This window comes from Paraburkholderia graminis C4D1M (assembly GCF_000172415.1).
Taxonomy (GTDB): Bacteria; Pseudomonadota; Gammaproteobacteria; order Burkholderiales; family Burkholderiaceae; genus Paraburkholderia; species Paraburkholderia graminis.
Map to the genome: position 1 here is coordinate 61,087 of NZ_ABLD01000019.1, position 21,177 is coordinate 82,263.

Sequence of the window (21,177 nt, forward strand, 5' to 3'; positions counted from 1 at the left end):
GAGCGAGGGACAAGCTTGCAATGACTTTTCCGTCGGGGATTTCCCCTGGTTACCTGTTCGGGAGATCTTTCGCGCGATGTGATGGCAGAGCGTTCACTGCGCTATTGCTTCGTTCGCGTCCGGCAAGAGGGTAAGATACGAATATGAGTACGCTGTCTGCCGCAGTGGCCCCTAATATTTCAGTGAAAAGTTTATGTCTTCTTCTGTATCCGGCGATATCGAACCCTCCAAAAAAGTGTCGTGGCACCACGGCAATCTGCGAGAGGAAATGGTGCAACGTGGCATCGCCTTGCTGGCACTGCGCGGCGCCGCCGATTTGTCCTTGCGTGAGGTGGCGCGTTCGGCCGGGGTGTCACAGACCGCTCCCACGCATCATTTCGGCGACAAGGAGGGGCTTCTGGCGGCGATCGCAACCGAGGGATTCCATCGATTGATGAGCGAGCGCCTTGCTGCGCTTAAAGACGGCATGACCAAAGAGCGCCGGCTGCGCGTGATCATGCGGGTCTATGTCAAGTTCGCCTTGGAGCAGCCTGAGCTTTTCCATCTGATGTTCGGCCCGCGAGTTTCCGACAAGCGTAAATACCCGGAGTTAATGGAAGCCAGCGCGGGCTCGTTTCAGTTCCTGAATAACACCATCGCCGAATTCATGGCCGATCATGCGGAAGATGGCCGCCCGCCGCGCTTTTCCGCGATTGCAGTCTGGTCGGGTATGCACGGGCTCGCTACGCTGCTTTCCGATCGCGAGAGCGGTCTGTGCCAGGTTCCGGACGACATGATTGAAGAGGTCTGCACCGGCGTAACCAACTTGCTGCTTGGCGGCCTGAAAATGCCGCATTTTGAGGCTGATGCACCCGCACCAGCGCGCACCGGCGGGCGCGCGAGGAGGTAGGGCGCCCTTCCTTGCGCGACGCATCGCCGCCCCGACCTTCGTTGATCTGAACCCTTCTCTTCGCCTCCTTTTCGCACGTCTGTACGGCTTTGTTGACACTCAAACTTGACGCTGTCACAATGAATTGCAGCGCAGATCGATGAAGCCGCCTGGCTTGTCCTCATCGATAGCGGCAACACGCTACCCCGCGTTGCAATAATCAGGAGACGAGATGGACATGGAGTCGGCCTATTCAGTCGCGGAGGGCATTGCCGTCGTGACTTTTCAGAACCCGCCGGTCAACAGCTTGTCGGCCCTGCAGCGTAGGTCGCTGCAGGACCAGCTGCGACATGCTGCGGCCCGCGACGATGTCTCGGCGATTATCCTTACGGGCGGCGCACGGCCATTTTGCGGTGGCGCGGAAATTCGCGAGTTCAATACGGCCGCGCAGCTGTCGTCGCCCACCATGCCCGAATTGATCGAAGGTTGTGACACGCTTAGCAAGCCGCTGATTGCCGCCATCGGCGGGTTTGCGTTCGGCGCAGGCCTGGAGCTTGCCATGGCGATGCATTACCGCATCGCGGGCGCCGATGCGAAGCTCGGGTTGCCCGAGGTGACGTTCGGTTTCCTGCCGGGCGCGGGCGGCACGCAACGTTTGCCGCGCCTAGTGCCCATGGAGCACGCCGCCAGGATGATGCTCAGCGGCTCGCCGGTGGATGCGGCGACGGCTCACCGGCAAGGCCTTGTCGACCGTTTGTCGGATGGCGATCTTTTCGACGATGCGTTGAGCTTCGCACGCCAACTCGTCGCCGAAGGCGCGCCATTGCGCAGGACGAGCCAACTCCGCGTCCGCATGGACACGGCGCCCGCTGATCTGTTCGATCAATTGCGCGACGATATCAACAAGCGTTACCTTAGCCATAAGGGAAAGCTCCATATCGTCGATTGCTGCGTGGCAGCGACCAAACTGAGCTTCGAAGAAGGTCGCCAATTCGAACGTGCGCGATTCCTCGAACTGCTCGAAACACCCGAGTCTAAAGCGCTACGCTATAACTTTTTCGCCGAGCGCAACGCCGCGAAGATCGCGGACGTTTCCGCCGATGTACGACCGCGCAATATCCGCACCGCGGCCATTGTCGGTGCGGGCACGATGGGCGCCGGCATTGCGGTCTGCTTCGCGAATGCGGGGATCCGGGTTGCGCTCATCGATGCAAGCACTGAAGGGCTGGAACGCGGCATGTCGATCATTCGTGGCGTGTTCGATGCCGACGTCGTGAAAGGCCGCATTAGTGCTGACGAGCGCGACCGTAGGCTTGCATTCGTCGCTCCGACGGTTTCTCTTCCCTCCGCAGTGAGCGACGTCGATCTGGTCGTGGAAGCGGCTTTCGAGCAACTCGACATCAAGCAACAAATCTTCCGCGAACTTGACAGGCTCGCACCGCCGCACGCGATTCTGGCGACGAACACGTCGATGCTGGACATCGACGCGATCGCGGCCGTGACGAGTCGGCCGCAGGATGTGGTCGGCATGCACTTCTTTTCCCCTGCGCATGTGATGCGTCTCCTCGAGGTGGTGCGGTGCCGGATGACTTCCGACGAAGTGCTGATCACCGTCATGCAGATCGCCCGCAAGCTGAGAAAGACGGCGGTGATGTCTCGGGTTTGCGACGGTTTTATCGGCAACCGGATGTTGCAGCGTTATCTGCAACAGGCGCTGTTCCTGCTCGACGAAGGTTGCACTGTCGAGCAGATCGACTCGGCCATGGAACGTTTCGGTATGGCGATGGGGCCGTTCGCAGTTGGCGATCTGAGCGGCCTCGACATTGGCTGGTCGATCCGGAAACGCCGTTATGTCGAGCGTCCTGACATGATGTATTCGCGCGTCGCAGATCGCATTTGCGAAGCAAGGCGTCTGGGTCAGAAAAGCGGCAAAGGCTGGTATCGCTATGAGCAGAACAGCCGTAAGCGAATTTCCGATCCCGAAGCCGCCGCGATAGTGTCTGCTTACCGGCAAGAGATCGGCGTGCCGTCGCGCGCAGTAGGTGAACACGAAATCGTTGATCGGCTGATGCTCGCGTTGATCAATGAAGGCGCATTGATTCTGCAGGAGGGTGTCGCTCAACGGGCATCCGATATCGATGTGGTCTACGCGACCGGATATGGGTTCCCGGTGACGCGTGGCGGCCCGATGTACTACGCGAACACGCTGGGGCTGGATACCGTGCTGACAAGAATTCGGCAATTCCAAAGCGGCTATCAGGGCGGCCAATGGCAGCCCGCCGAGCTGCTCGTGAAGTTGGCGCAGCGAGGGGCGCGCTTCGAGTAGCGGTAGCCCGTTCAGCAGCCCAGCGGGCCTCAATAATGCACGAAGCGCGCGGAGCGCGGGAAGCGACACCTATGACGCGGCGATATCTGGAAGACCTGAAGGTCGGCGAAAAATGGACGAGCGAAAAAATGACCCTCCACGCCGAGGACATTATCGACTTCGGGTGCAAATTCGATCCGCAGCTATTTCACACCGATATGGAGGCGGCAAAAGCGGGTCCGTTTGGCGGGCTGATCGCGAGCGGCTGGCATCTCGCCGCGGTGGCAATGAAACTGTGCGTGCGCGCTCGTTTATTCGGCGAAACGCCAATCGTGGGCGTTGGTGCGGACGAGTTGCGCTGGCTCCTGCCGGTGCGACCCGGCGATGTCGTATATGTCGAACGTGAGCTGGTGGAGATCATCACCCATCCTGATAAGCCGAAACGCGGTATCGCGAAAGGACGCATCGACCTGAAGAATCAACGCGATGAACTCGTCATGCGGCTGTATGGGCTTACCAGCATTCCGCGCCGCCCGGCCGACGACCCGAAATAGCCGAAGGTTTTCTGATCAAAGGATACGGATTCCGAATATGCCGGGCGTCGCAAGCCGCACTGGCTTTCAGTCAGGAGAAGTGCAATGAACGATGTTGTAATAGCGGGCTTTGCCCGATCGCCTTTCCATCTCGCGCGCAAAGGCGGTCTGATTGGCGTGCGCCCCGACGATCTGGCGGCTCAAGTCGTGGCTGCGTTGCTCGAACGCACGCGGCTCGATCCTGCGTTGATCGAAGATCTTGTGCTGGGCTGTTCGTATCCCGAGGCGGAGCAGGGGCACAACATCGCGCGTATCGTGAGTTTTCGCGCTGGCATTGGCGAGCACGTGCCCGGCGCGACAATTAACCGTTTCTGCGGATCGTCGATGTCCGCGATTCATTATGCCGCCGGGCAAATCGCGCTCGGCTTCGGTGACGCCTTTATTTGTGGCGGCGTCGAGTCGATGTCGCGCGTGCCGCAGGGTGGTTTCAATAAATCGCCCAATCCGGTGCTCGAACGCGACTGCAAGGAGGTTTACACGTCCATGGGCATGACCGCGGAGAACGTTGCGCGTCTCTACGAGGTGAGTCGTGAGGCTCAGGAAGCGCTGGCCGTCGCGTCCCATGCGAAGGCGGCTGCGGCGCGGGAGCAAGGCAGATTCAAGGATGAGATCGTGCCGATCGAAACGCCGGATGGCCGTGTCGCCGAGGATGGCTGCATCCGACCGGGCACGAACGCGCAGGCGCTCGCTGGTCTCAAGCCGGTATTCAGGGATGACGGTAGCGTGACAGCCGGCACGTCGTCGCCGCTGACCGATGGCGCTTCCGCCACGCTCATCTGCACGGAAGCGTTTGCCCGCGAACATGGCCTCGAACCGCTCGCTCGATTAAAGTCCGCGGCGGTCGCATCGGTCAAACCCGAACTGATGGGCATCGGCCCCATTCCGGCCACCCGCAAGGCGTTGCAGCGCGCCGTTATCGACGCCTCTCAACTCGATGTCATCGAAATTAACGAGGCCTTTGCAAGCCAGGCCGTCGCGTGCATGCGCGAGCTCGAACTGTCGCCGGCCTGTGTCAACCTCGACGGCGGCGGGCTTGCGATCGGCCATCCCCTTGGCGCAACGGGTGCGCGTCTAGTCGGCAAGGCCGCGTCGCTGCTCAAACGCAACGGCGGACGCTATGCGCTGGCAACGCAATGTATCGGCGGAGGGCAGGGTATCGCCACGATTCTCGAGGCGCTCTAATCGCGCCGCGCGGTCAAACAGGAAACGCTGAGCGACGTGATAAGTGCGTCGACGGGACAAGATCAGAGGACTATATGACGTCAACGGTTGCGGATCTCACGGAACTGCCATTCCGCGAGCCGGGCTTTCGCAAGCCTTCAGTCGATATCGAGAGGCGCCCGGACGGCACGCTGATAGTGCAGTCGGGCAAGTTTTTGCCCGCTGTGAAATCGTGCACGACGGATTGGCTTGAACATTGGGCACGGGTTCGGCCGAACAATCCGATGCTCGCGCAGCGGGACGCAAACGGTGACTGGATTTCGTGGAGCGTGAGCGAGGTATGGAATGCCGTGCGTTCGATTGCCTCGGCATTGCTGTGGCACGGTGGCGGCACGACGGCGCCGCTTGTCATTCTGTCGGAAAACTCAATCGCGCAGGCCCTGATGACATGGGGCGCGCTGTATGCTGGTGTGCCCGTGTCGCCGGTGTCGCCCGCCTATTCGCTGATCGGCGGCAACTACGCGCGCTTACGTAATGCGGTGTCGCTCGTCCAGCCACACATGGTTTTCGTCGAGGACGCAGAGCGTTTCGCTGGCGCGGTGGCGGCGCTCGACGTGGCGCCCGAACGCGTGGTGGCGGTCGAGAATGTCCGCCCCGGCATGTTGCGCTTCTCCGATCTTGCGAGCACGGCTATCGATCCAGATGTCGAGTCACGGCACCGAAGTCTGGATCCGGATTTGCCAGCGAAATACATGTTCACATCTGGATCGACAGGGATGCCGAAAGCCGTCGTCCAGAGCCGCGGCAATCTCGCGGCCGCGCAGGAGATGACGGTCAGCATTTTCGAACAGGCCCCCGACTATGCACCGGTCTATCTCGAGTGGCTGCCCTGGCACCACGTGATGGGCGGGAACATCGTGCTGAACCGGATTCTGCGGTTCGGTGCGACGTTGTATATCGACGATGGCCGCCCATTGCCCGGCCGTTTCGACGCGACGCTGAAGAACCTCGCGGAAGTCGCGCCCTCGCTGTACTTCAACGTACCGGCAGGGCTGTCGATGCTGATCGACGCCTTGGAACGCGATGCTGAGTTCGCCGCTCACTTCTTTTCGCGGCTGGCTTACGTCTACTACGGCGGTGCGGTACTTCCACGCAGCGTCTACGACCGCTTTCAGGCGGTCGCGGTCCGCACGACAGGCCAGCGCGTCGTGCTGACATCCGTGTTCGGCGCCACGGAAAGCTCAGGGCCGGCTGTCACGCAGTATTGGGCCGTCGACGACGTCGGCTGTATTGGTTTGCCGCTATCCGGTATCGAACTGAAGTTGATAGCGGACACGAACCTGCCGGACCGCTACGAAATGCGTATCAAGGGGCCGAATATCGTCCGTGAGTATCTCAATGCTCCGGAGCAGACCGCAGCGGCGTTCGACGATGAAGGCTTCTATATTCTCGGGGACGCGGTGCGCTTCGTCAATCCGGACAACCCGGTCGCGGGTCTACGCTTTGCCGGTCGATTCGCAGAAGACTTCAAACTTGCAAATGGCACGTGGGTGAGGACAGCCGCATTACGTACCCGTTTGCTCAACGCGTGTGGCCCGTTGATTAAGGAAGCGGTGATCGTACACGACGGCGACAACACACTCGGCGTGCTGGCGTGGCACGACCCCGCTGCGTGCGCGCAAGCATTACCGGAACTGAGCGGCCACAGCGTAGACGATCTGCCGGAGCATCCCGCGTTACTTGCGGAACTCCAGCGCCGCCTGCGTGCCGCCAACGAAGGACAGAAGGGGGCGTCAATGTGTATCGCCCGGCTAATCCTGCTGGCCGAGCCGCCTTCGCTGCAACACTATGAGCTGACGGACAAGGGAAGCATCAACCAGCGTGCAGTCATGGAGCGACGCGCAGAGGCTATCACAACATTGTTTGCCATCCCGCGGCCCACGCACGTGGTGGCCGGTCTATGAACGTCTGAGCAGGACAGCGGCGTGGACAGCGCCCCTGCGCCGCTAGTGTCAATCGATGTACGGCCACCGCAGGTGGACGTATTTTTCTTTCGCGAAGGTGATGCATCGCGCAGGCTCGCGAAGCTCTTCGTCAAGATGTATGCCGACGATCGTCGACGAACGAAAAAACGGCGCCTCGCTCCTAATGCGGTTCGGCGACTAAGCGGCGTCTTGTTTCTGTTGCAGGTAAGGTCGCAAACGTTGCGCCGAACTGTTAACTTTTCGACGCGATGTTCGCGGACCACTTGACCTACGTTATCGGAGCACAGGAGCAGGCCGATCTGCGCCGGTTAGTCGGATATCCCCGCCCCGAGTGGCAGAAATGCTGTGTGGCCTGACGGCACCGCGCCCAATCGTCACTTCCTGATTCCGGGGCGAGCGAATCTCTGCCGGGAAGTGCTTTGTGGCACTGCTGACCATGCGGCGGTGTGCATGCGCGTCTCACCGCAGGCGCGCAAGAAGGGGCTGGCTTTGCCGGATTTTTTTGGAAAGCACGGGAGATCTGACTCTCGACGCGCGTGGACGCGAACGCGTGCCGCTGACTCTGCTTCGGGATCGCCGACGCTACAGAGACGCAGATATCGTCGCGTGCTGAGAGAGTCGCCGGCAGATCGAAACCAGCTACTGGGGCGTTCAAGCAATCGATATAGAGTTCGAGGTTGACCTTGGACGACCGCATCGTCGAACGGGCGTATCACGAAACATGCGGTGCCTTGATCGCCTACAACCTGATTCGGCATGAGATCGCCAGCGCCGCAGGTGAGGGAAACTCCCACCAACCGACACCAGTTTCACGCGAGCCCACCATACTATCCAGCAGGAACTCTGCGGACCGCCCTTACGCGCGCCTTCGCAAAATTTCCGCATGCCTTCGGCGTTTGCCGGACCGGGTGAAGTCCCGTCCAATGAAAAACGATCCGGCCGCGCAGGCGCCCGGGTCGTCAAAATCCGACCTTGGCGGCACTCCGGTCTGTACCTTCGAAAAGACCTTGACTGAACGGCATTAGCGCATCGCGCCGCAGTCTTGCTGCAAGACCGGTGAACGCGATCACACGGCGCGAGCTGCGCGATCGCGGTCGTTCAGCTCTCGGATCGAATTGCGCGCGTGGTCCCAATCCGCATCGGTCCAGTCCTTGAAGTGATAGAAATTGCCGCCGGTCGCCAGCGAGTTGGCGCCGTCGATCGTCATCGTCTGGCCAGTTAGCCATTCGCAGCCATCCGCCATCAGGAAAGTCGCAAGGTTCTGCAACTCGGACATGTATCCCGCGCGTCCCATCGGGCTATTGCCTTCGGAGCGGCCGGCGTCGTCGCGCCCTGGGTAAAGACGCTTGCTCATGCCTTCGGTCGGAAATACACCCGGAGCGATCGCGTTCAGGCGAATCTGGTGGCGTCCCCATTCGACCGCGAGCGATTTCGTCATCACATTGACGCCCGCTTTGGACATCGCCGACGGAACCACGAACGGGCCGCCGTTCATCACCCAGGTCACGAGTATGGACACCACGCTTCCGGGCAGTTGGCCTTCTATCCAACGTTTTCCGACCGCCTGCGTCACGTAGAACGTGCCGTGCAGCACAATGTTCGCGATGGCATCGAACCCGCGCGAGGACAGATCTTCCGTGCGGCTGACGAAGTTGCCGGCGGCGTTGTTGACCAGACCGGTGAGTGGGCCGTCCTTCCAGATTTCGCCGACCACCTGATCGACTGCTTCCGCATTGCGAATGTCGACCGCGTAGCCTTTCACGGATCCGCCGAAACGGTCCATCAACTCCGCGGCGGTCTCGTTCAGCACCACGTCGCGTCGTCCGCAAATGTACAGATCTGCGCCGAGCTCCAAGTAGCGTGCAGCGATTTCCTTACCCAGACCGGAACCGCCACCGGTGATCAGGATGCGCTTGCCCTTGAGAAGATCATTTTTGAACATGTGAATCCCTCGATAACAGTCGATGTTGAGTGAATGGTCAATGACGCGGGAGATGCCGCGACGGTGGACGCTGCCAGCTACTCCATGGCGATTGAGCGTTTACCGATGATGCGGTCGACCTCTTCCGGCGAATAACCGATTCCTTCCAGGAGCTCCGCGGTGTGTTGGCCGAGCTTTGGCGCGGGCGCGAGCGGCGGCAACGGCGTTCCCGACCAGACGGTCGGGTTGCCCAGCGTGCACACCCGGCCCTCGGTCGGATGCGTTTCCTCGCCGATGAAGCCGGTCGCATTTAAATGCGGGTCGTTCAGGAGATCGTCCATTGAATTGACCACCTGATAGGGGATATCGGCCTCGTCCAGCAACGCCTGCCATTGCGCGGTGGTACGGCTTGGCATGACGGATGCAACCCATGCATAGACCTCGCGGATGTTGCGCGAGCGATTGCGCTGGGTAGAGAAGCGGATGTCGTTGCTGAACTGCTCCGGCTTGCCGATTGCGCGGAAGAATTCGCGCCAGTGTTTGTCGTTGTAGATCAGGACGCACAGGTAGCCATCGGCGGTTTTGTACGGACGTCGATCGGGTGACAACAACCGGTCATAGCCCGCCTCGCCTTCGGCGGGCTTGAAGGTTTTTCCTGACATGTGATCAGCGAGCACGAAATGCGCGACGCTTTCGAACATCGGCACTTCGATTTGCTGGCCTAAACCATTGCGTTCCCGAGAGAACAGTGCAGCGCTGATGGAGTAGGCGACGTGCAGGCCGGTGACACGATCGGCCAGCGACACAGGTGCGTAGACAGGTTCTCCGCCCCCATATTGCTGCATAAGCCACGGGATGCCCGTAGCGCCCTGGATGAGGTCGTCATAGGCCGGCCGGTCGGCGTAGGGTCCGCGTTGGCTGTAGCCGGTCGCCGTGACGTAGATAAGTCGGGGGTTGACGCTCGCAAGCGCGTCATAGTCGAGTCCGAGCCGTTTCATTGCCGCCGGCCGAACGTTCGATAGGAAAACATCGGCATCTTTGACCAGACGAAGCAACGCGTCGCGCGCCTCCGCGCGCTTCAGGTCGAGCACGATGCTCTTCTTGCCGCGATTGTTGTGCATGAACACGTGTCCCATCTTGACGTGCTCGTCTCCCGACGAGTCGTGCCGCATGACGCCGGCTTCCCGCACGTTGTCGCCGTCGGGGGCTTCGATCTTGATGACCTCCGCGCCGAGGCCGGCCAGCGTCAACGTTGCAAGGGGACCGAGCACAATGCTCGCGAGGTCCAGGATGCGTACACCGGAGAGCGGACCGTGAGTGGTATCTGTAGACATATGAATCCTCGAAAGGGGTAAGAGCGTGCCGTGCCTACGGACGCGTCAGAAATCGGCGGAGCCCAGCGTCATTAGGGTGCGGGCGCCCTGCATCACGCTGTCGAAGCGCCAGTCGGACTCGGGAAGCAGACGCTGGAAATAAAACGTTGCTGCACCGATCTTGCCGTTATGGAAGGACGCGAGATGAGGTTCCCGCTCGCGGGCCGCCGAGGACGCTTCGGCCATGCGCAGCCAGACGGCGCCCATGGCGACGAGTCCGAACAGCCGCAGGTAGTCCGTGGCAGCGCCGGCTTGATCCAGTTCGTTTCCGTTGCTCCACGCACGCAATGCGTCAGTCGCATCGCGCAGATGCTGAACGGCGCGACGCTGGGCAGACACCAGGTGCGAAAGTGGCTCGATGTTGGACGCGCTCGCGATAACCTGATCGGTCGAAGCTAACCACGCGTCGAGCACGCGACCGTCTTCCAGACCGATCTTCCGAGTGACGAGGTCAAGTGCCTGAATGCCGTTCGTGCCTTCGTAGAGCGGCACGATGCGCGCGTCGCGAAACAGATGCTCCATGCCGGTCTCGTGCACGTAGCCATAACCGCCATGAATCTGCACACCGAGATCGGTGATTTGCACCGCGCAATCGCTAATAAAGCTCTTCAGAACAGGTGTCAGAAGCGCGAGCCGGCTTTCCGCGGCTTCGCCTTCGGTTGAATCCGGTTGTGACGCGCGCACGTCGAGAAGCATTGCAGACTCGACATAGAGTGCGCGAATCCCCTCGACCAGTACCTTCATCGTGAGCAGTGCGCGGCGTACGTCGGGATGATCGATGATCGCATCCGGCGTGGCGCGCTGTTCGCCGCAGTGCCCTGGCGCTTTGCCCTGCCGTCGCTCTTTCGCGTAGGCGAGCGCGTTCTGATAGCTGATCTCCGACACGCCGACGCTTTGCACGGCCACCCCGATTCGCGAGGAGTTCATCATCGTGAACATCGCTCGCAACCCGCCGTTGGGTTGACCTATCATCCAGCCGCGCGCGCCTTCGAAATTCAGCACGGCAGTAGCAGACGCGCGAATGCCCATCTTGTGCTCAATCGCTCCGGTCGACACGAGATTGTCCGAATCAGGCGCGACCTCCCCCGTCGCGGAGTCGGGGATCAGCTTCGGCACGACGAAAAGGCTGATGCCGCGCGTGCCGGGCGGTGCATCGGGCAGGCGCGCCAGCACAAGATGAACGATGTTCTCTGTGAGATCGTGATCGCCGCCGGAGATGAAAATCTTCGTACCGGTGATACGGTAGCTGCCTTGCTCGTCAGGTTCCGCCCGTGTACGCAGACGTGACAGATCCGAGCCGCTATCGGGCTCGGTCAGACACATGGTGCCGGTCCACGATCCGTCGACGAGCTTCGGCAGGTAAGTGGCCTTCAGTTCATCTGTGCCGTGCGCGAGAATGGCACGGTACGCGCCCTGCGATAGACCCGCATACATGCCGAACGCCATGGAGCCCGAGGCGATGAACTCCCGCACCATGAGGGCGACGGAAGGCGGGAGGCCCTGACCGCCCCACTCGGGCGACGAGGCGAGCGAGGGCCAGCCGTTCTTGCAATAAAGATTGTAAGCGGCCTTGTAGCCGTGGGGTGTGCGTACCGAGCCATCGCTGAAATGGCAGCTTTCCTTGTCGCCGGGCAGGTTGATGGGAACGAGCACCTCGCGCGCAAACGTCGCCGCGCCGTCGAGAATGGCCATGACGACATCGAGTGTGGCGTCCTCGAAACCGGGGAGCTTGGCCGTCTTCTCGTCAAACCGGAAAACGTCTTCGAGTAGAAATCGAAGTTCTCGTATGGGGGCGTCGAAACCTGGCATGGTTGTCTCAAGAAACGTTGATTTGTAGTTCAGCCTGACGCCTGTGCCCGGCGGTTTTCAGGTCCAAAATTATTAAACTTGACAGTGTTATGTTATCTCCGGATACTTGACAGTGCAAGAGGAGATTTACATGGAAATGCGGCTGTCGCGTCGAATCCGGCGAACAGGGCGGCTGATTCCGATCACGGACAACTTAGGAGGAACGTCATGCGAACGAAGGGCACACATCTTTTCCCGACAATGGAACGCGTCACGTTCGGCCGGCCAGCGGCCGCAACGCTAATGGCGGAAGTCGAACGGGTGGACGCGAAGCGGGTGTTTTTGATCGTCAGCCGGACACTGAATACGACCACTCCCGAGATCGCCAAAATCGTGTCAGCGCTGGGCGAACGCTGCGCGGGTGTCTTCGACGGCGTCGCGCAGCACACCACAAGGCAGGGCGCGGTCGAGACTACGCGCGCCGCGCTCGACGCAAGAGCAGACCTGATAGTCGCTATCGGCGGCGGCTCTGTAGTTGACATTGCCAAGATTACGACCCTTTGCCTCGAGCACCAGATTCTCGATGAAGATGGGTTGGACGGTTTCGAGGTGCAACTCGACGAGCACGGCCGTCGCAAGATCAGCAATTACAAGGGGCCGACGGTACGCATGATTGCGATTCCGACGACTCTTTCCGGTGGCGAGTACAACGCCGGTTGCCTCGTCACGGATGCGCGCAGAAAGCTGAAGCAGACGTTCTATCACCCGAAGATGATGCCGATCGCGATCATTCTCGATCCGCAACTTCTGCCCTATGCGCCCGAGTCGCTGCTGCTGGGTTCTGGTACGCGTGCGATGGATCACGCAATCGAAGCGCTTTGTTCGCCGCAGGGCAATCCGCTCGTCGATGCTGCGGTGTTGCGCGGCATCGAACTAATGCGCGAATGGCTGCCGCTCGCGCGCAACGACCGCAATGATCTTGAAGCGGCTAACCAGTGTCAGGTGGCCTCGTGGCTCTGTTCTTTCGGACTGCAGGCTCGCGTGCCCATGGGCGCAAGTCACGCGATCGGGCACGTGCTTGGAGGCACCTGCGGTGTGCCGCACTTTCTATGCACGCCGGTGATGATGCCCGGCATTCTTGAATATAACCTTCCTTTTACGGCTGACGCTCAGGCGTCGCTGGCAAAGGCGCTCGGCCAGCCCGGCGCGTCCGCCTCAGTTGCGTTCAAAACGTTTTGCCAGTCGCTAGGCCTGCCGACTAGTCTGCGCGAAGTGAATGTCGGCCCCGATCAGTTCGAGCTCGTCGCAGAGAACACGATGACCGAGTTCTTTATCTTCAGCAATCCGCGCCCGGTGAATCAGCCGGCAGGCGTGCTCGAGATTTTGAACCTGGCAGCCTGATCGTTCGGCTCCTCTGTTCTGTCGGGACACAGAGGAGTAGAGATGGCTCAAGAGGAGTTTGATATGTCGGATCAGAAACCGATTCTGGTAACGGGGGCTGCCGGGCGCGTAGGCGCGGTTGGCCGCACCGTCACTGAGTTGCTGCTGGAAAAGGGTAAAAAAGTTCGGGCGATGGTGCGCAAGGAGGATGATCGTTCGTTGGCACTGCGGGAAATGGGCGCTGAAGTGGTGACGGGCGATTTGCTCGATCTGGATGCAATGCATCGCGTGGTCGAGGGCTGCGAGGTCATGTACTTCGGCATGTCAGTCTCCGACCTGTATCTGGCCGCGACGATCAATGCCGCTTGTGTTGCAAAACATCACGGCGTTAAAGCGTTCGTGAACATGTCGCAGATGACGCTGTCGCAAATGAGCATCACGGAGACAACCGACAGTCCCCAGCACAAGTTGCACTGGCTCGCCGAACAGGCGCTTGATTGGTCAGGACTGCCTGTTATACATCTACGGCCAACGGTTTTTCTCGAAGGCTTTTTCATGATGTTCTCGTCGCAATCGGTCAAGCAGTTCGATCAAATCCGGTTGCCATTCGGCCGGGGTAAGACCTCACCTGTCGCCGCAGAAGACGTCGCGCGTGTGGTCGTTGAACTCTTGGTAAATCCTCAACCGCATATCGGCAAGACGTATCACCTGACGGGGCCGCACTCGGACAATATGGACTTTTACGCCGGAGAATACTCGAAGGCGTTGGAACGTCCGATCACCTATCAGGACATAGCGGTGGGACCGTGGCGCGAGAAACTGCTCGAACGGGGTCTGCCGCTGCATCTCGTCAATCACCTCACGACCATGGCTGATCTGCATCGTGCGGGGCGTTACGACCGAATGTCCAGCGACGTGTTTGATCTGACAGGGCAGGCACCTGTTAGCGTGCAGGATTTTGTGAGAAAAAACGCAACGGCGTTCACGGCGTCAAAGCCATCCCCCAACGAAACGCCGCATGCGCAAACCAGCGACACCGACCAGCATAAAAACGATCGCTAAGAAGCGGGCAGGGTCGCGGATTCGTGCGTTAGCAGGTCACGCGGCCCATGCGTCGTCAATCGAAAGATGACGTATTCTCATCACGGAGTCCATCGACATATGAAAATCGGGATACCGATTGAGACGCGCGCGCACGAAACCCGCGTCTCCGCGACGCCTGAGACGACAAGAAAACTCGTCGAGCAGGGCCATCATGTTCTCGTGCAGAGCGGTGCCGGAATTAATGCGAGCTTTGTGAACGACGCATATGTCGCAGCCGGCGCTGAACTCGTCGACGCCGCCACCGCTTTCGGCGCCGACCTCGTCCTCAAGGTCCAGTCTCCCACCGAAACCGAACTGCCGCTCCTCAAGCGCGGTGCGGTGCTCGTCGGCATGCTCGATCCGTTCAATGCAGAGAATGCGTTAAAACTGGCTGCCGCCGGCGTTACCGCTTTCGCGCTCGAAGCCGCGCCCAGAACGACCCGCGCGCAAAGCCTCGACGTGCTGTCGTCGCAGGCCAACATCGCCGGATACAAGGCAGTGCTGCTCGCGGCGACGCTGTACCCGCGCTTCATGCCGATGCTGATGACCGCGGCCGGCACCGTGAAAGCCGCGCGCGTGCTGATTCTCGGCGCGGGCGTGGCGGGCTTGCAGGCAATCGCGACGGCCAAGCGCCTCGGTGCCGTGATCGAAGCGTCCGACGTCCGTCCGACCGTGAAAGAGCAGATCGAATCGCTTGGCGCGAAGTTTCTCGACGTGCCCTACGAAACCGATGAAGAGCGCGAAGCCGCGCAAGGCGTCGGCGGCTATGCGCGGCCCATGCCGCCCTCGTGGCTGCAGCGGCAGTCGGCGCTCGTCCACGAGCGCGCGAAGCAGGCCGACGTGGTGATCTCGACCGCCTTGATTCCCGGCCGCGCGGCGCCGACGCTGATCTCAGTCGAAACCGTGCAGGCGATGAAACCCGGCTCCGTGCTGGTCGACCTTGCCGTGGGCCGCGGCGCGGACTATGAAGGGCAGCGCGGCGGCAACTGTCCGCTGACCGAAGCTGACAAGGTGGTCGTCAAGCATGGCGTGACGATTGTCGGCTACACGAATTTGGCATCGATGGTGCCCGCCGACGCTTCGTCGCTCTATGCGCGCAATCTGCTCGACTTCCTCAAGCTGATCGTGACGAAGGAAGGCGCGCTGAATATCGACCTCGCCGACGACATCGTCGCCGCCACGCTGCTTGCCCGCGACGGCGAAGTCGCGCGCAAGGCATAAAACGAATCCACCGAGGAGAAACGGCGATGGAAGTGCTCAACCACACCGTCATCAACCTGATCATTTTCGTGCTGGCGATTTACGTCGGCTACCACGTGGTCTGGAACGTCACGCCGGCTCTGCACACGCCGCTCATGGCCGTGACGAATGCCATTTCGGCGATCGTGATTGTCGGCGCGATGCTGGCAACCGGCCTCACGCTCGGCACGCCGGGCAAGTTCTTTGGCACGCTCGCCGTCGCGCTCGCGGCGGTCAATGTGTTCGGCGGCTTCCTCGTCACGCGGCGAATGCTGGAGATGTTCCGCAAGAAAGAGCCGAAGAAGCTGATCGCCGACAAGAGCAAGGAGAACGCGTAATGAGCCTGAACGTCGTCACGCTGCTTTATCTGATCGCGTCCGTCTGCTTCATTCAGGCGCTCAAGGGGTTGTCGAATCCGAAGACCGCGCGCATCGGCAATGCGTTCGGCATGGTCGGGATGGCAATCGCGATTCTCACGACCATTGCCTTGATCGCCAAGCAGGCCACCGCGCTCGGATCGAATCTTGGCTTGGGCCTTGGGCTGCTGCTGGTCGCTTTGATCATCGGCGGCGCTATCGGCGCGTTTGTCGCCGCGCGCGTCGAGATGACCAAGATGCCGGAACTCGTCGCGGCCATGCACTCGCTGATCGGTCTCGCGGCGGTCTGCATTGCGTACGCGGTCGTGTCGGAGCCGGCTGCGTTCGGTCTCGTCGATCCCGAGTATCCGGTGCCGGGGTTTCTGCCTTACGGCAATCGCGTCGAGCTGTTTATCGGCACGTTCGTCGGCGCGATTACTTTCAGCGGTTCGGTGATCGCGTTCGGCAAGCTCTCGGGCAAATACAAGTTTCGCCTCTTTCAAGGCGCGCCGGTGGTATATGCAGGCCAGCACCTGATCAACCTGATGCTCGCCATCGCGATGCTCGGCTGCGGCATCATCTTCTTTTTTACGCAGTCGTGGCTGCCGTTCATCGTCATGACGGCGATTGCGTTCGTGCTCGGCGTGCTGATCATCATTCCGATCGGCGGCGCGGATATGCCGGTCGTCGTGTCCATGCTCAACTCGTACTCGGGCTGGGCGGCGGCGGGGATCGGCTTCTCGCTCAACAATCCGATGCTGATCATCGCGGGCTCGCTGGTTGGGTCCTCGGGTGCGATTCTGTCGTACATCATGTGCCGCGCGATGAACCGCTCGTTCTTCAACGTCATTCTGGGCGGCTTCGGCAATGAGGCGGGCGCGGCGGCAGCGGGCGGCTCGGCCGAGCAGCGTCCGGTGAAATCCGGTTCCGCCGACGATGCGTCGTTCATGCTCGGCAACGCCGAAACGGTCGTAATCGTGCCGGGCTACGGCCTTGCGGTGGCGCGCGCGCAGCATGCGTTGAAGGAGCTGACCGACAAGCTCGTCGAGAAGGGCATTGAGGTCAAGTACGCGATTCACCCGGTGGCGGGACGGATGCCTGGCCATATGAACGTGCTGCTCGCCGAAGCCGAAGTGCCGTACGACATGGTGTTCGAGATGGACGACATCAACGGCGAGTTCGGCCAGGTCGATGTGGTGCTCGTGCTCGGCGCGAACGACGTGGTGAACCCGGCCGCGAAGAACGATCCCAAGTCGCCGATTGCGGGCATGCCGATCATCGAGGCTTACAAGGCGCGCACGGTGATCGTGAACAAGCGCTCGATGGCCGCGGGTTACGCCGGCCTCGACAACGATCTCTTCTACATGGACAAGACGATGATGGTGTTCGGCGACGCCAAGAAGGTGATCGAAGATATGGTGAAGGCGGTCGACTGAGCTGTGATCAGTTCCGATAGATGGCTTGTTGAATCCGCCGCGACAAAAGCCGCGCAATGTCGTTTGCCTTGTTTCCGTGATTAGGTACCCGGTTCCGATCTTGTCATCAGTGCGACGCCGATCTCGGCCGGGACACTGAACGAATAACAGCTCGGTTCGGGCCCACGCGTCGGGCGGCGCAGGCATCGGGCGTTGGGAGCACGAGGCGATGGCTACCGTTACCAACAGATCCGCGCGAAGTGACCGATGCGGCGTCGCTAGGTGGCCTCTGGGCGACGCAAATGGCGGAAAAATGCCACCATGAAGCGCGCCAAGGTGTCAGCTCCTAGCGGCCAAGCATCGATCTGCACCAGGACGGCCATCTCGCTTTTATTCCGGCGGGCGAGGCGACGAGCGCAGTCAGTCTCAATCTTTCAACGCCGCCAGTGTCTCTGTGGACTGATCGATCTGCTCTGCACTCACCGCTCACTATCGCTTCTCCCCGTCAGGATCCGGCTGCCTCCTTCCCGATGGGCAACGTCCACCGAAGGCCGATATAGCGGCGGGCGGCGCCGCGCTGACTGTTACTATGCGACCGGTGCAGCCCGTGTTGCACGTATACGTCGCAGCGTCTCCATTTGCGAATTCTTAGATCCACGGCTAACTTAGAGATGGACATAGCCCGAATGCTGACGGGCATGTGCATCGCAGCGATCACGGCAGTCGCTACAAGTCAATTAGGCGACTATGGGCGCATCAGGACTCGTCCAAATGCACGTCGGCTCTGTACGTACTGGTGCGCCTCCTGCGCGAACTTGAGCGGAAATGTGCGATCGATGACCACGCTGATTTCACCTCTTGCGGCGGCCTCGAGTATCTCGCTCACCCGGTAGTGCACGCGTTGATGCTCCGCATCCAGGCAACTTGGAAAGTAGACACCGTGCAGGCTTTTGTTACCTCTCCACAGCATCACAGGGTCGAGCTTTTCACTATCCCGACCCGAGACGCCTACAGTGACTGCTCGGCCACCATATGCTAACGACTGGATGCTGCTGGCAAGAGTTTTTCCCCCGATACTGTCTACAACGAGGTCAACGCCGCGCCCGCTTGTGTAGGACATTATCTTCCCTACAAAATCGTCAACCGCGTAGTTGATGCCTATGTCCATGCCGAAGGCTTTCAGTTGATTGAGGCGCGAATCGTCGGACGCGGTCACAAACACCTTGGCGCCGGCGCGCTTGGCGAGTTGAACTGCGGCAAGTCCCAGCGCACCCGCGCCAGCGTGAATTAATACTGTGTTGGCGTTTTCAAGCCTGCCAGCGGTGAACAGGCACTCGTAGGCGGTGCCCCAAGCGACGGGGATCGCGGCGGCCATGTCGATGGAAAGACCTTCGGGAACAATCCACGTGTCGGCTGCCGGTGCCACCGCATACTGCGCGTGGGACCCCCAAGGGAGGACAGCCACAACTCGGTCCCCGACGCGCCGATCAAACACCTCGCTGCCTACCACGTCCACCGTGCCAGCGCATTGATAGCCAACGATGTGGGGAATCTTCGCAAGCGGCCGAAGTTCGCGGTTGATCAGATCGCCACCCTCGATTGCGATTGATTCCACTCTGATGATGACATCGTTTAGACCACAGACAGGGTCTGCGACATCTTCGTAACGGAATACCTCAGGCCCGCCGTTCTGGTAGTAGACAGCAGCTTTCATGCGTGCGCTCCTTGAGATATGGTTAGCGGGCAGGTACTGGCACAATCGAGGCTATCCGCCAGCCTTCGGGCGTCCGAACGGCTATTTCATAAACAAGAAATGGTGCGGTTCTCGCGGAGGCGTCGGAGGCGCCAAGCGTGATCTGTGTGGGGGCATAGATCTGTGCAACATCAGGCGTGAGGGGAATGACTTTGATCGCTTGTACGTCTGGCTCAAATTTCCATACGCCCTTGAACGTTTCCTTGAAATGATTAATGAGAGCAGTCTTCCCCCAAAACTGATAGGCGCGAGCTACCATAACGATGGGATCTTGGTGGCCCGGCGGGACGGAAACCAACACCTGCTCGAATGCGGCTATGTCGTGTGCAGAAGCCGCAGCGGCCTGCCGTAGAAGCACGTCTTTGACCTGTGCCCGGTCAGCCTCGGTGAACTGTTGTGACGGCGCCGCGAATGCGGGTCCATCGGTGGCGCCACACAAGGTGGCAATAACTAGCGAAGCAACAACTTTACGCGCACCCATAATCCCTTCCTCTTATTGTGCCGGCACTGGAATCACGGCGGCAATCTTCCAACCTGATGGCGTGCGAACCGCGAACTCGTTGATCAGGAAGACCGACGTCGCGGCGGCCTTGCCAGGCGCGCCGATGGTCACCCGGGTGGGTGCATAGATCTGCACTGTCTCGTCGTTGAGCGGGATCAGGCGAACCGCGGTCTCATCCGGTTCTACGCTCCACGTTCCCGCGAAGGCTTTTTGGAAATGTGCAATGACGGCATCCTTACCCCAGAAACGATACGCGCGGGCCACAAAAGAGACCGGGTCCGGCTGCCCCGGATAACCAGATGCGAACATTTCATTCAGCGCGGCGAGATCGTGGTCGGTTTCGGCTTTGGTTTGGCTTGAAAAGAGATCTCGAATCTCCTGCATGTCACGCGGGCTCACTGCACCTGCACCTGCGCCCGCGCGGGCCGGAGTCATGGCGAGAAGTAACGAGAAGCAAACAGCACTGGCGATGCTGCGGCGTGCGGTTGAAGGTCCACTGATCATTGTAACAAGCCTCATATGCCCGTATGTTCATGTTTTTCGATGAGAGCACGGGATACTCTCACCACATGATGTCTGATAGTTCGCTACAGGCGAGGGCTCTAACTAGACAAGTCCAGTTCCGCGATACGTGCCATTAGCCGGCGCATTGCCAAGGCGTCGTCCCTGCCAAATTCCTGTTCGAAACAAGCTTGCGCCTTCTGCCATGACGGCTTGCTTTTTGCTTCCGTGCTCCTGCCAGCATGGGACAGTGCCACCTCCCGCTCACGTCTGTCTTCGCGACCGACACGTATCGTGATCAAGCCGTCGCGCTCCAGTGGCCGTAGGTTATGCCCCATGGTAGCGCGATCCATCGATAACAAGTCGGCGAGGACGGCCATTGTCGTAGGCCCTCGGGACGCAAGCAGACTTAAGATCGTGTACTGCGTCGCGCGCAGACCGGTCTCAGCCATGCAGGCGTCGTAGAAGCGCGTTACACGCCGCGCAGCTTTGCGTAAAGCAGTGTTGTTACAAACGCCCGGATTAATTGCCGACGCAGGTTCCGCCATGGTTGGCTCGAAGTTAAACGTGAGAGCAGCCATATTATGGGCATATAAGACTATTGTCAAACTGTCGCTATTGCACCGGTGCGACATCTTGTTCACAACTGACGCAGGGATTCACATAATTGACCGCAGCCGTCGCTGGTAGGCTAGTTCCACTGACTCAACGCTATGTCGTCGAAGTCGACGATGGCGGACTTGCTCAGACCGAGGACCGACAACGACCTGGTAACTTAGGGTCTAGTGACCGGCTGTGGGGCGGCGCATATCACTGTGTGTTTCGCGGTCTGTAGGCAGGCGCCCCAAGCCGTTGATGCAAACTTTATGAATTCTCTTTTCCGCAGAACAGTCGCGGTCGCGATAAGCTCGGTGCTGCGTTTGGCAACGCGCGGCCTGATACTGAGAAGTTAGC

At 60.3% G+C, this 21,177-nt stretch carries 17 protein-coding genes; 10 read left to right on the forward strand and 7 right to left on the reverse strand.

Going from position 1 to position 21,177, the window contains the following annotated elements:
- Nucleotides 1–193 precede the first annotated feature (193 nt).
- From BGRAMDRAFT_RS24310 to BGRAMDRAFT_RS24330, 5 genes are all read left to right on the forward strand, one after another.
- On the forward strand, nucleotides 194–889 hold the full coding sequence (locus BGRAMDRAFT_RS24310) for a TetR/AcrR family transcriptional regulator (protein WP_006051518.1): 696 nt from the start codon (nucleotides 194–196) through the stop codon (nucleotides 887–889).
- Between the two features lie 211 nt (nucleotides 890–1,100).
- Nucleotides 1,101–3,194: a 3-hydroxyacyl-CoA dehydrogenase NAD-binding domain-containing protein gene (locus BGRAMDRAFT_RS24315; RefSeq protein ID WP_006051519.1), complete on the forward strand. Its 2,094-nt coding sequence runs from the start codon at nucleotides 1,101–1,103 to the stop codon at nucleotides 3,192–3,194.
- Nucleotides 3,195–3,265: 71 nt separating this feature from the next.
- Entirely contained in the window at nucleotides 3,266–3,727 is a 462-nt protein-coding gene (locus BGRAMDRAFT_RS24320; RefSeq protein WP_006051520.1) for a MaoC family dehydratase, read from the forward strand.
- Nucleotides 3,728–3,811: 84 nt separating this feature from the next.
- Nucleotides 3,812–4,948, forward strand: coding sequence for a thiolase family protein (locus BGRAMDRAFT_RS24325; protein WP_006051521.1), 1,137 nt, complete (start codon nucleotides 3,812–3,814; stop codon nucleotides 4,946–4,948).
- A 74-nt stretch (nucleotides 4,949–5,022) separates the two neighbouring features.
- On the forward strand, nucleotides 5,023–6,891 hold the full coding sequence (locus BGRAMDRAFT_RS24330; protein WP_006051522.1) for an AMP-binding protein: 1,869 nt from the start codon (nucleotides 5,023–5,025) through the stop codon (nucleotides 6,889–6,891).
- Nucleotides 6,892–7,978: 1,087 nt separating this feature from the next.
- On the opposite strand, the gene BGRAMDRAFT_RS24335 is transcribed toward BGRAMDRAFT_RS24330, so the two are convergent.
- The 3 genes from BGRAMDRAFT_RS24335 to BGRAMDRAFT_RS24345 form a co-directional block, all read right to left on the reverse strand.
- Entirely contained in the window at nucleotides 7,979–8,854 is an 876-nt protein-coding gene (locus tag BGRAMDRAFT_RS24335; protein ID WP_006051523.1) for an SDR family oxidoreductase, read from the reverse strand.
- Nucleotides 8,855–8,931: 77 nt separating this feature from the next.
- Nucleotides 8,932–10,167, reverse strand: coding sequence for a CaiB/BaiF CoA transferase family protein (locus tag BGRAMDRAFT_RS24340; protein WP_006051524.1), 1,236 nt, complete (start codon nucleotides 10,165–10,167; stop codon nucleotides 8,932–8,934).
- Between the two features lie 45 nt (nucleotides 10,168–10,212).
- Nucleotides 10,213–12,015, reverse strand: a complete 1,803-nt coding sequence (locus BGRAMDRAFT_RS24345; RefSeq protein ID WP_006051525.1) for an acyl-CoA dehydrogenase C-terminal domain-containing protein — start codon at nucleotides 12,013–12,015, stop codon at nucleotides 10,213–10,215.
- A 207-nt stretch (nucleotides 12,016–12,222) separates the two neighbouring features.
- Between BGRAMDRAFT_RS24345 and BGRAMDRAFT_RS24350 the strand changes: the two genes are divergently transcribed.
- The 5 genes from BGRAMDRAFT_RS24350 to BGRAMDRAFT_RS24370 all read left to right on the forward strand — a co-directional run bounded on the left by BGRAMDRAFT_RS24350 (nucleotide 12,223) and on the right by BGRAMDRAFT_RS24370 (nucleotide 17,488).
- A complete protein-coding gene (locus BGRAMDRAFT_RS24350; RefSeq protein WP_006051526.1) occupies nucleotides 12,223–13,395 on the forward strand; it encodes an iron-containing alcohol dehydrogenase in 1,173 nt (390 codons plus the stop codon).
- A gap of 42 nt (nucleotides 13,396–13,437) precedes the next feature.
- Nucleotides 13,438–14,436 carry an NmrA family NAD(P)-binding protein gene (locus BGRAMDRAFT_RS24355; protein WP_006051527.1) on the forward strand — a complete coding sequence of 333 codons (999 nt, stop codon included), beginning with the start codon at nucleotides 13,438–13,440 and terminating at the stop codon, nucleotides 14,434–14,436.
- A 99-nt stretch (nucleotides 14,437–14,535) separates the two neighbouring features.
- Nucleotides 14,536–15,678 carry a Re/Si-specific NAD(P)(+) transhydrogenase subunit alpha gene (locus BGRAMDRAFT_RS24360; RefSeq protein ID WP_006051528.1) on the forward strand — a complete coding sequence of 381 codons (1,143 nt, stop codon included), beginning with the start codon at nucleotides 14,536–14,538 and terminating at the stop codon, nucleotides 15,676–15,678.
- A gap of 26 nt (nucleotides 15,679–15,704) precedes the next feature.
- Complete coding sequence (locus tag BGRAMDRAFT_RS24365; RefSeq protein ID WP_006047931.1) at nucleotides 15,705–16,034, forward strand: NAD(P) transhydrogenase subunit alpha part 2; 330 nt, start codon at nucleotides 15,705–15,707, stop codon at nucleotides 16,032–16,034.
- Nucleotides 16,034–17,488: an NAD(P)(+) transhydrogenase (Re/Si-specific) subunit beta gene (locus tag BGRAMDRAFT_RS24370; protein WP_006051529.1), complete on the forward strand. Its 1,455-nt coding sequence runs from the start codon at nucleotides 16,034–16,036 to the stop codon at nucleotides 17,486–17,488. The genes BGRAMDRAFT_RS24365 and BGRAMDRAFT_RS24370 overlap by 1 nt, the downstream gene beginning before the upstream one ends.
- A gap of 724 nt (nucleotides 17,489–18,212) precedes the next feature.
- Here the strand turns inward: BGRAMDRAFT_RS24370 and BGRAMDRAFT_RS24375 are convergent.
- The 4 genes from BGRAMDRAFT_RS24375 to BGRAMDRAFT_RS35575 form a co-directional block, all read right to left on the reverse strand.
- Nucleotides 18,213–19,181 (reverse strand): quinone oxidoreductase family protein, encoded by a 969-nt coding sequence (locus BGRAMDRAFT_RS24375; RefSeq protein WP_006051530.1) that lies wholly within the window; start codon nucleotides 19,179–19,181, stop codon nucleotides 18,213–18,215.
- Nucleotides 19,182–19,203: 22 nt separating this feature from the next.
- The gene (locus BGRAMDRAFT_RS24380; protein ID WP_006051531.1) at nucleotides 19,204–19,701 is read right to left on the reverse strand and encodes a nuclear transport factor 2 family protein; all 498 of its coding nucleotides are present in this window, start codon (nucleotides 19,699–19,701) and stop codon (nucleotides 19,204–19,206) included.
- Nucleotides 19,702–19,713: 12 nt separating this feature from the next.
- Complete coding sequence (locus BGRAMDRAFT_RS24385) at nucleotides 19,714–20,121, reverse strand: nuclear transport factor 2 family protein (RefSeq protein ID WP_232292354.1); 408 nt, start codon at nucleotides 20,119–20,121, stop codon at nucleotides 19,714–19,716.
- A gap of 203 nt (nucleotides 20,122–20,324) precedes the next feature.
- Entirely contained in the window at nucleotides 20,325–20,858 is a 534-nt protein-coding gene (locus BGRAMDRAFT_RS35575; RefSeq protein ID WP_322789605.1) for a MarR family winged helix-turn-helix transcriptional regulator, read from the reverse strand.
- Nucleotides 20,859–21,177 lie beyond the last annotated feature (319 nt).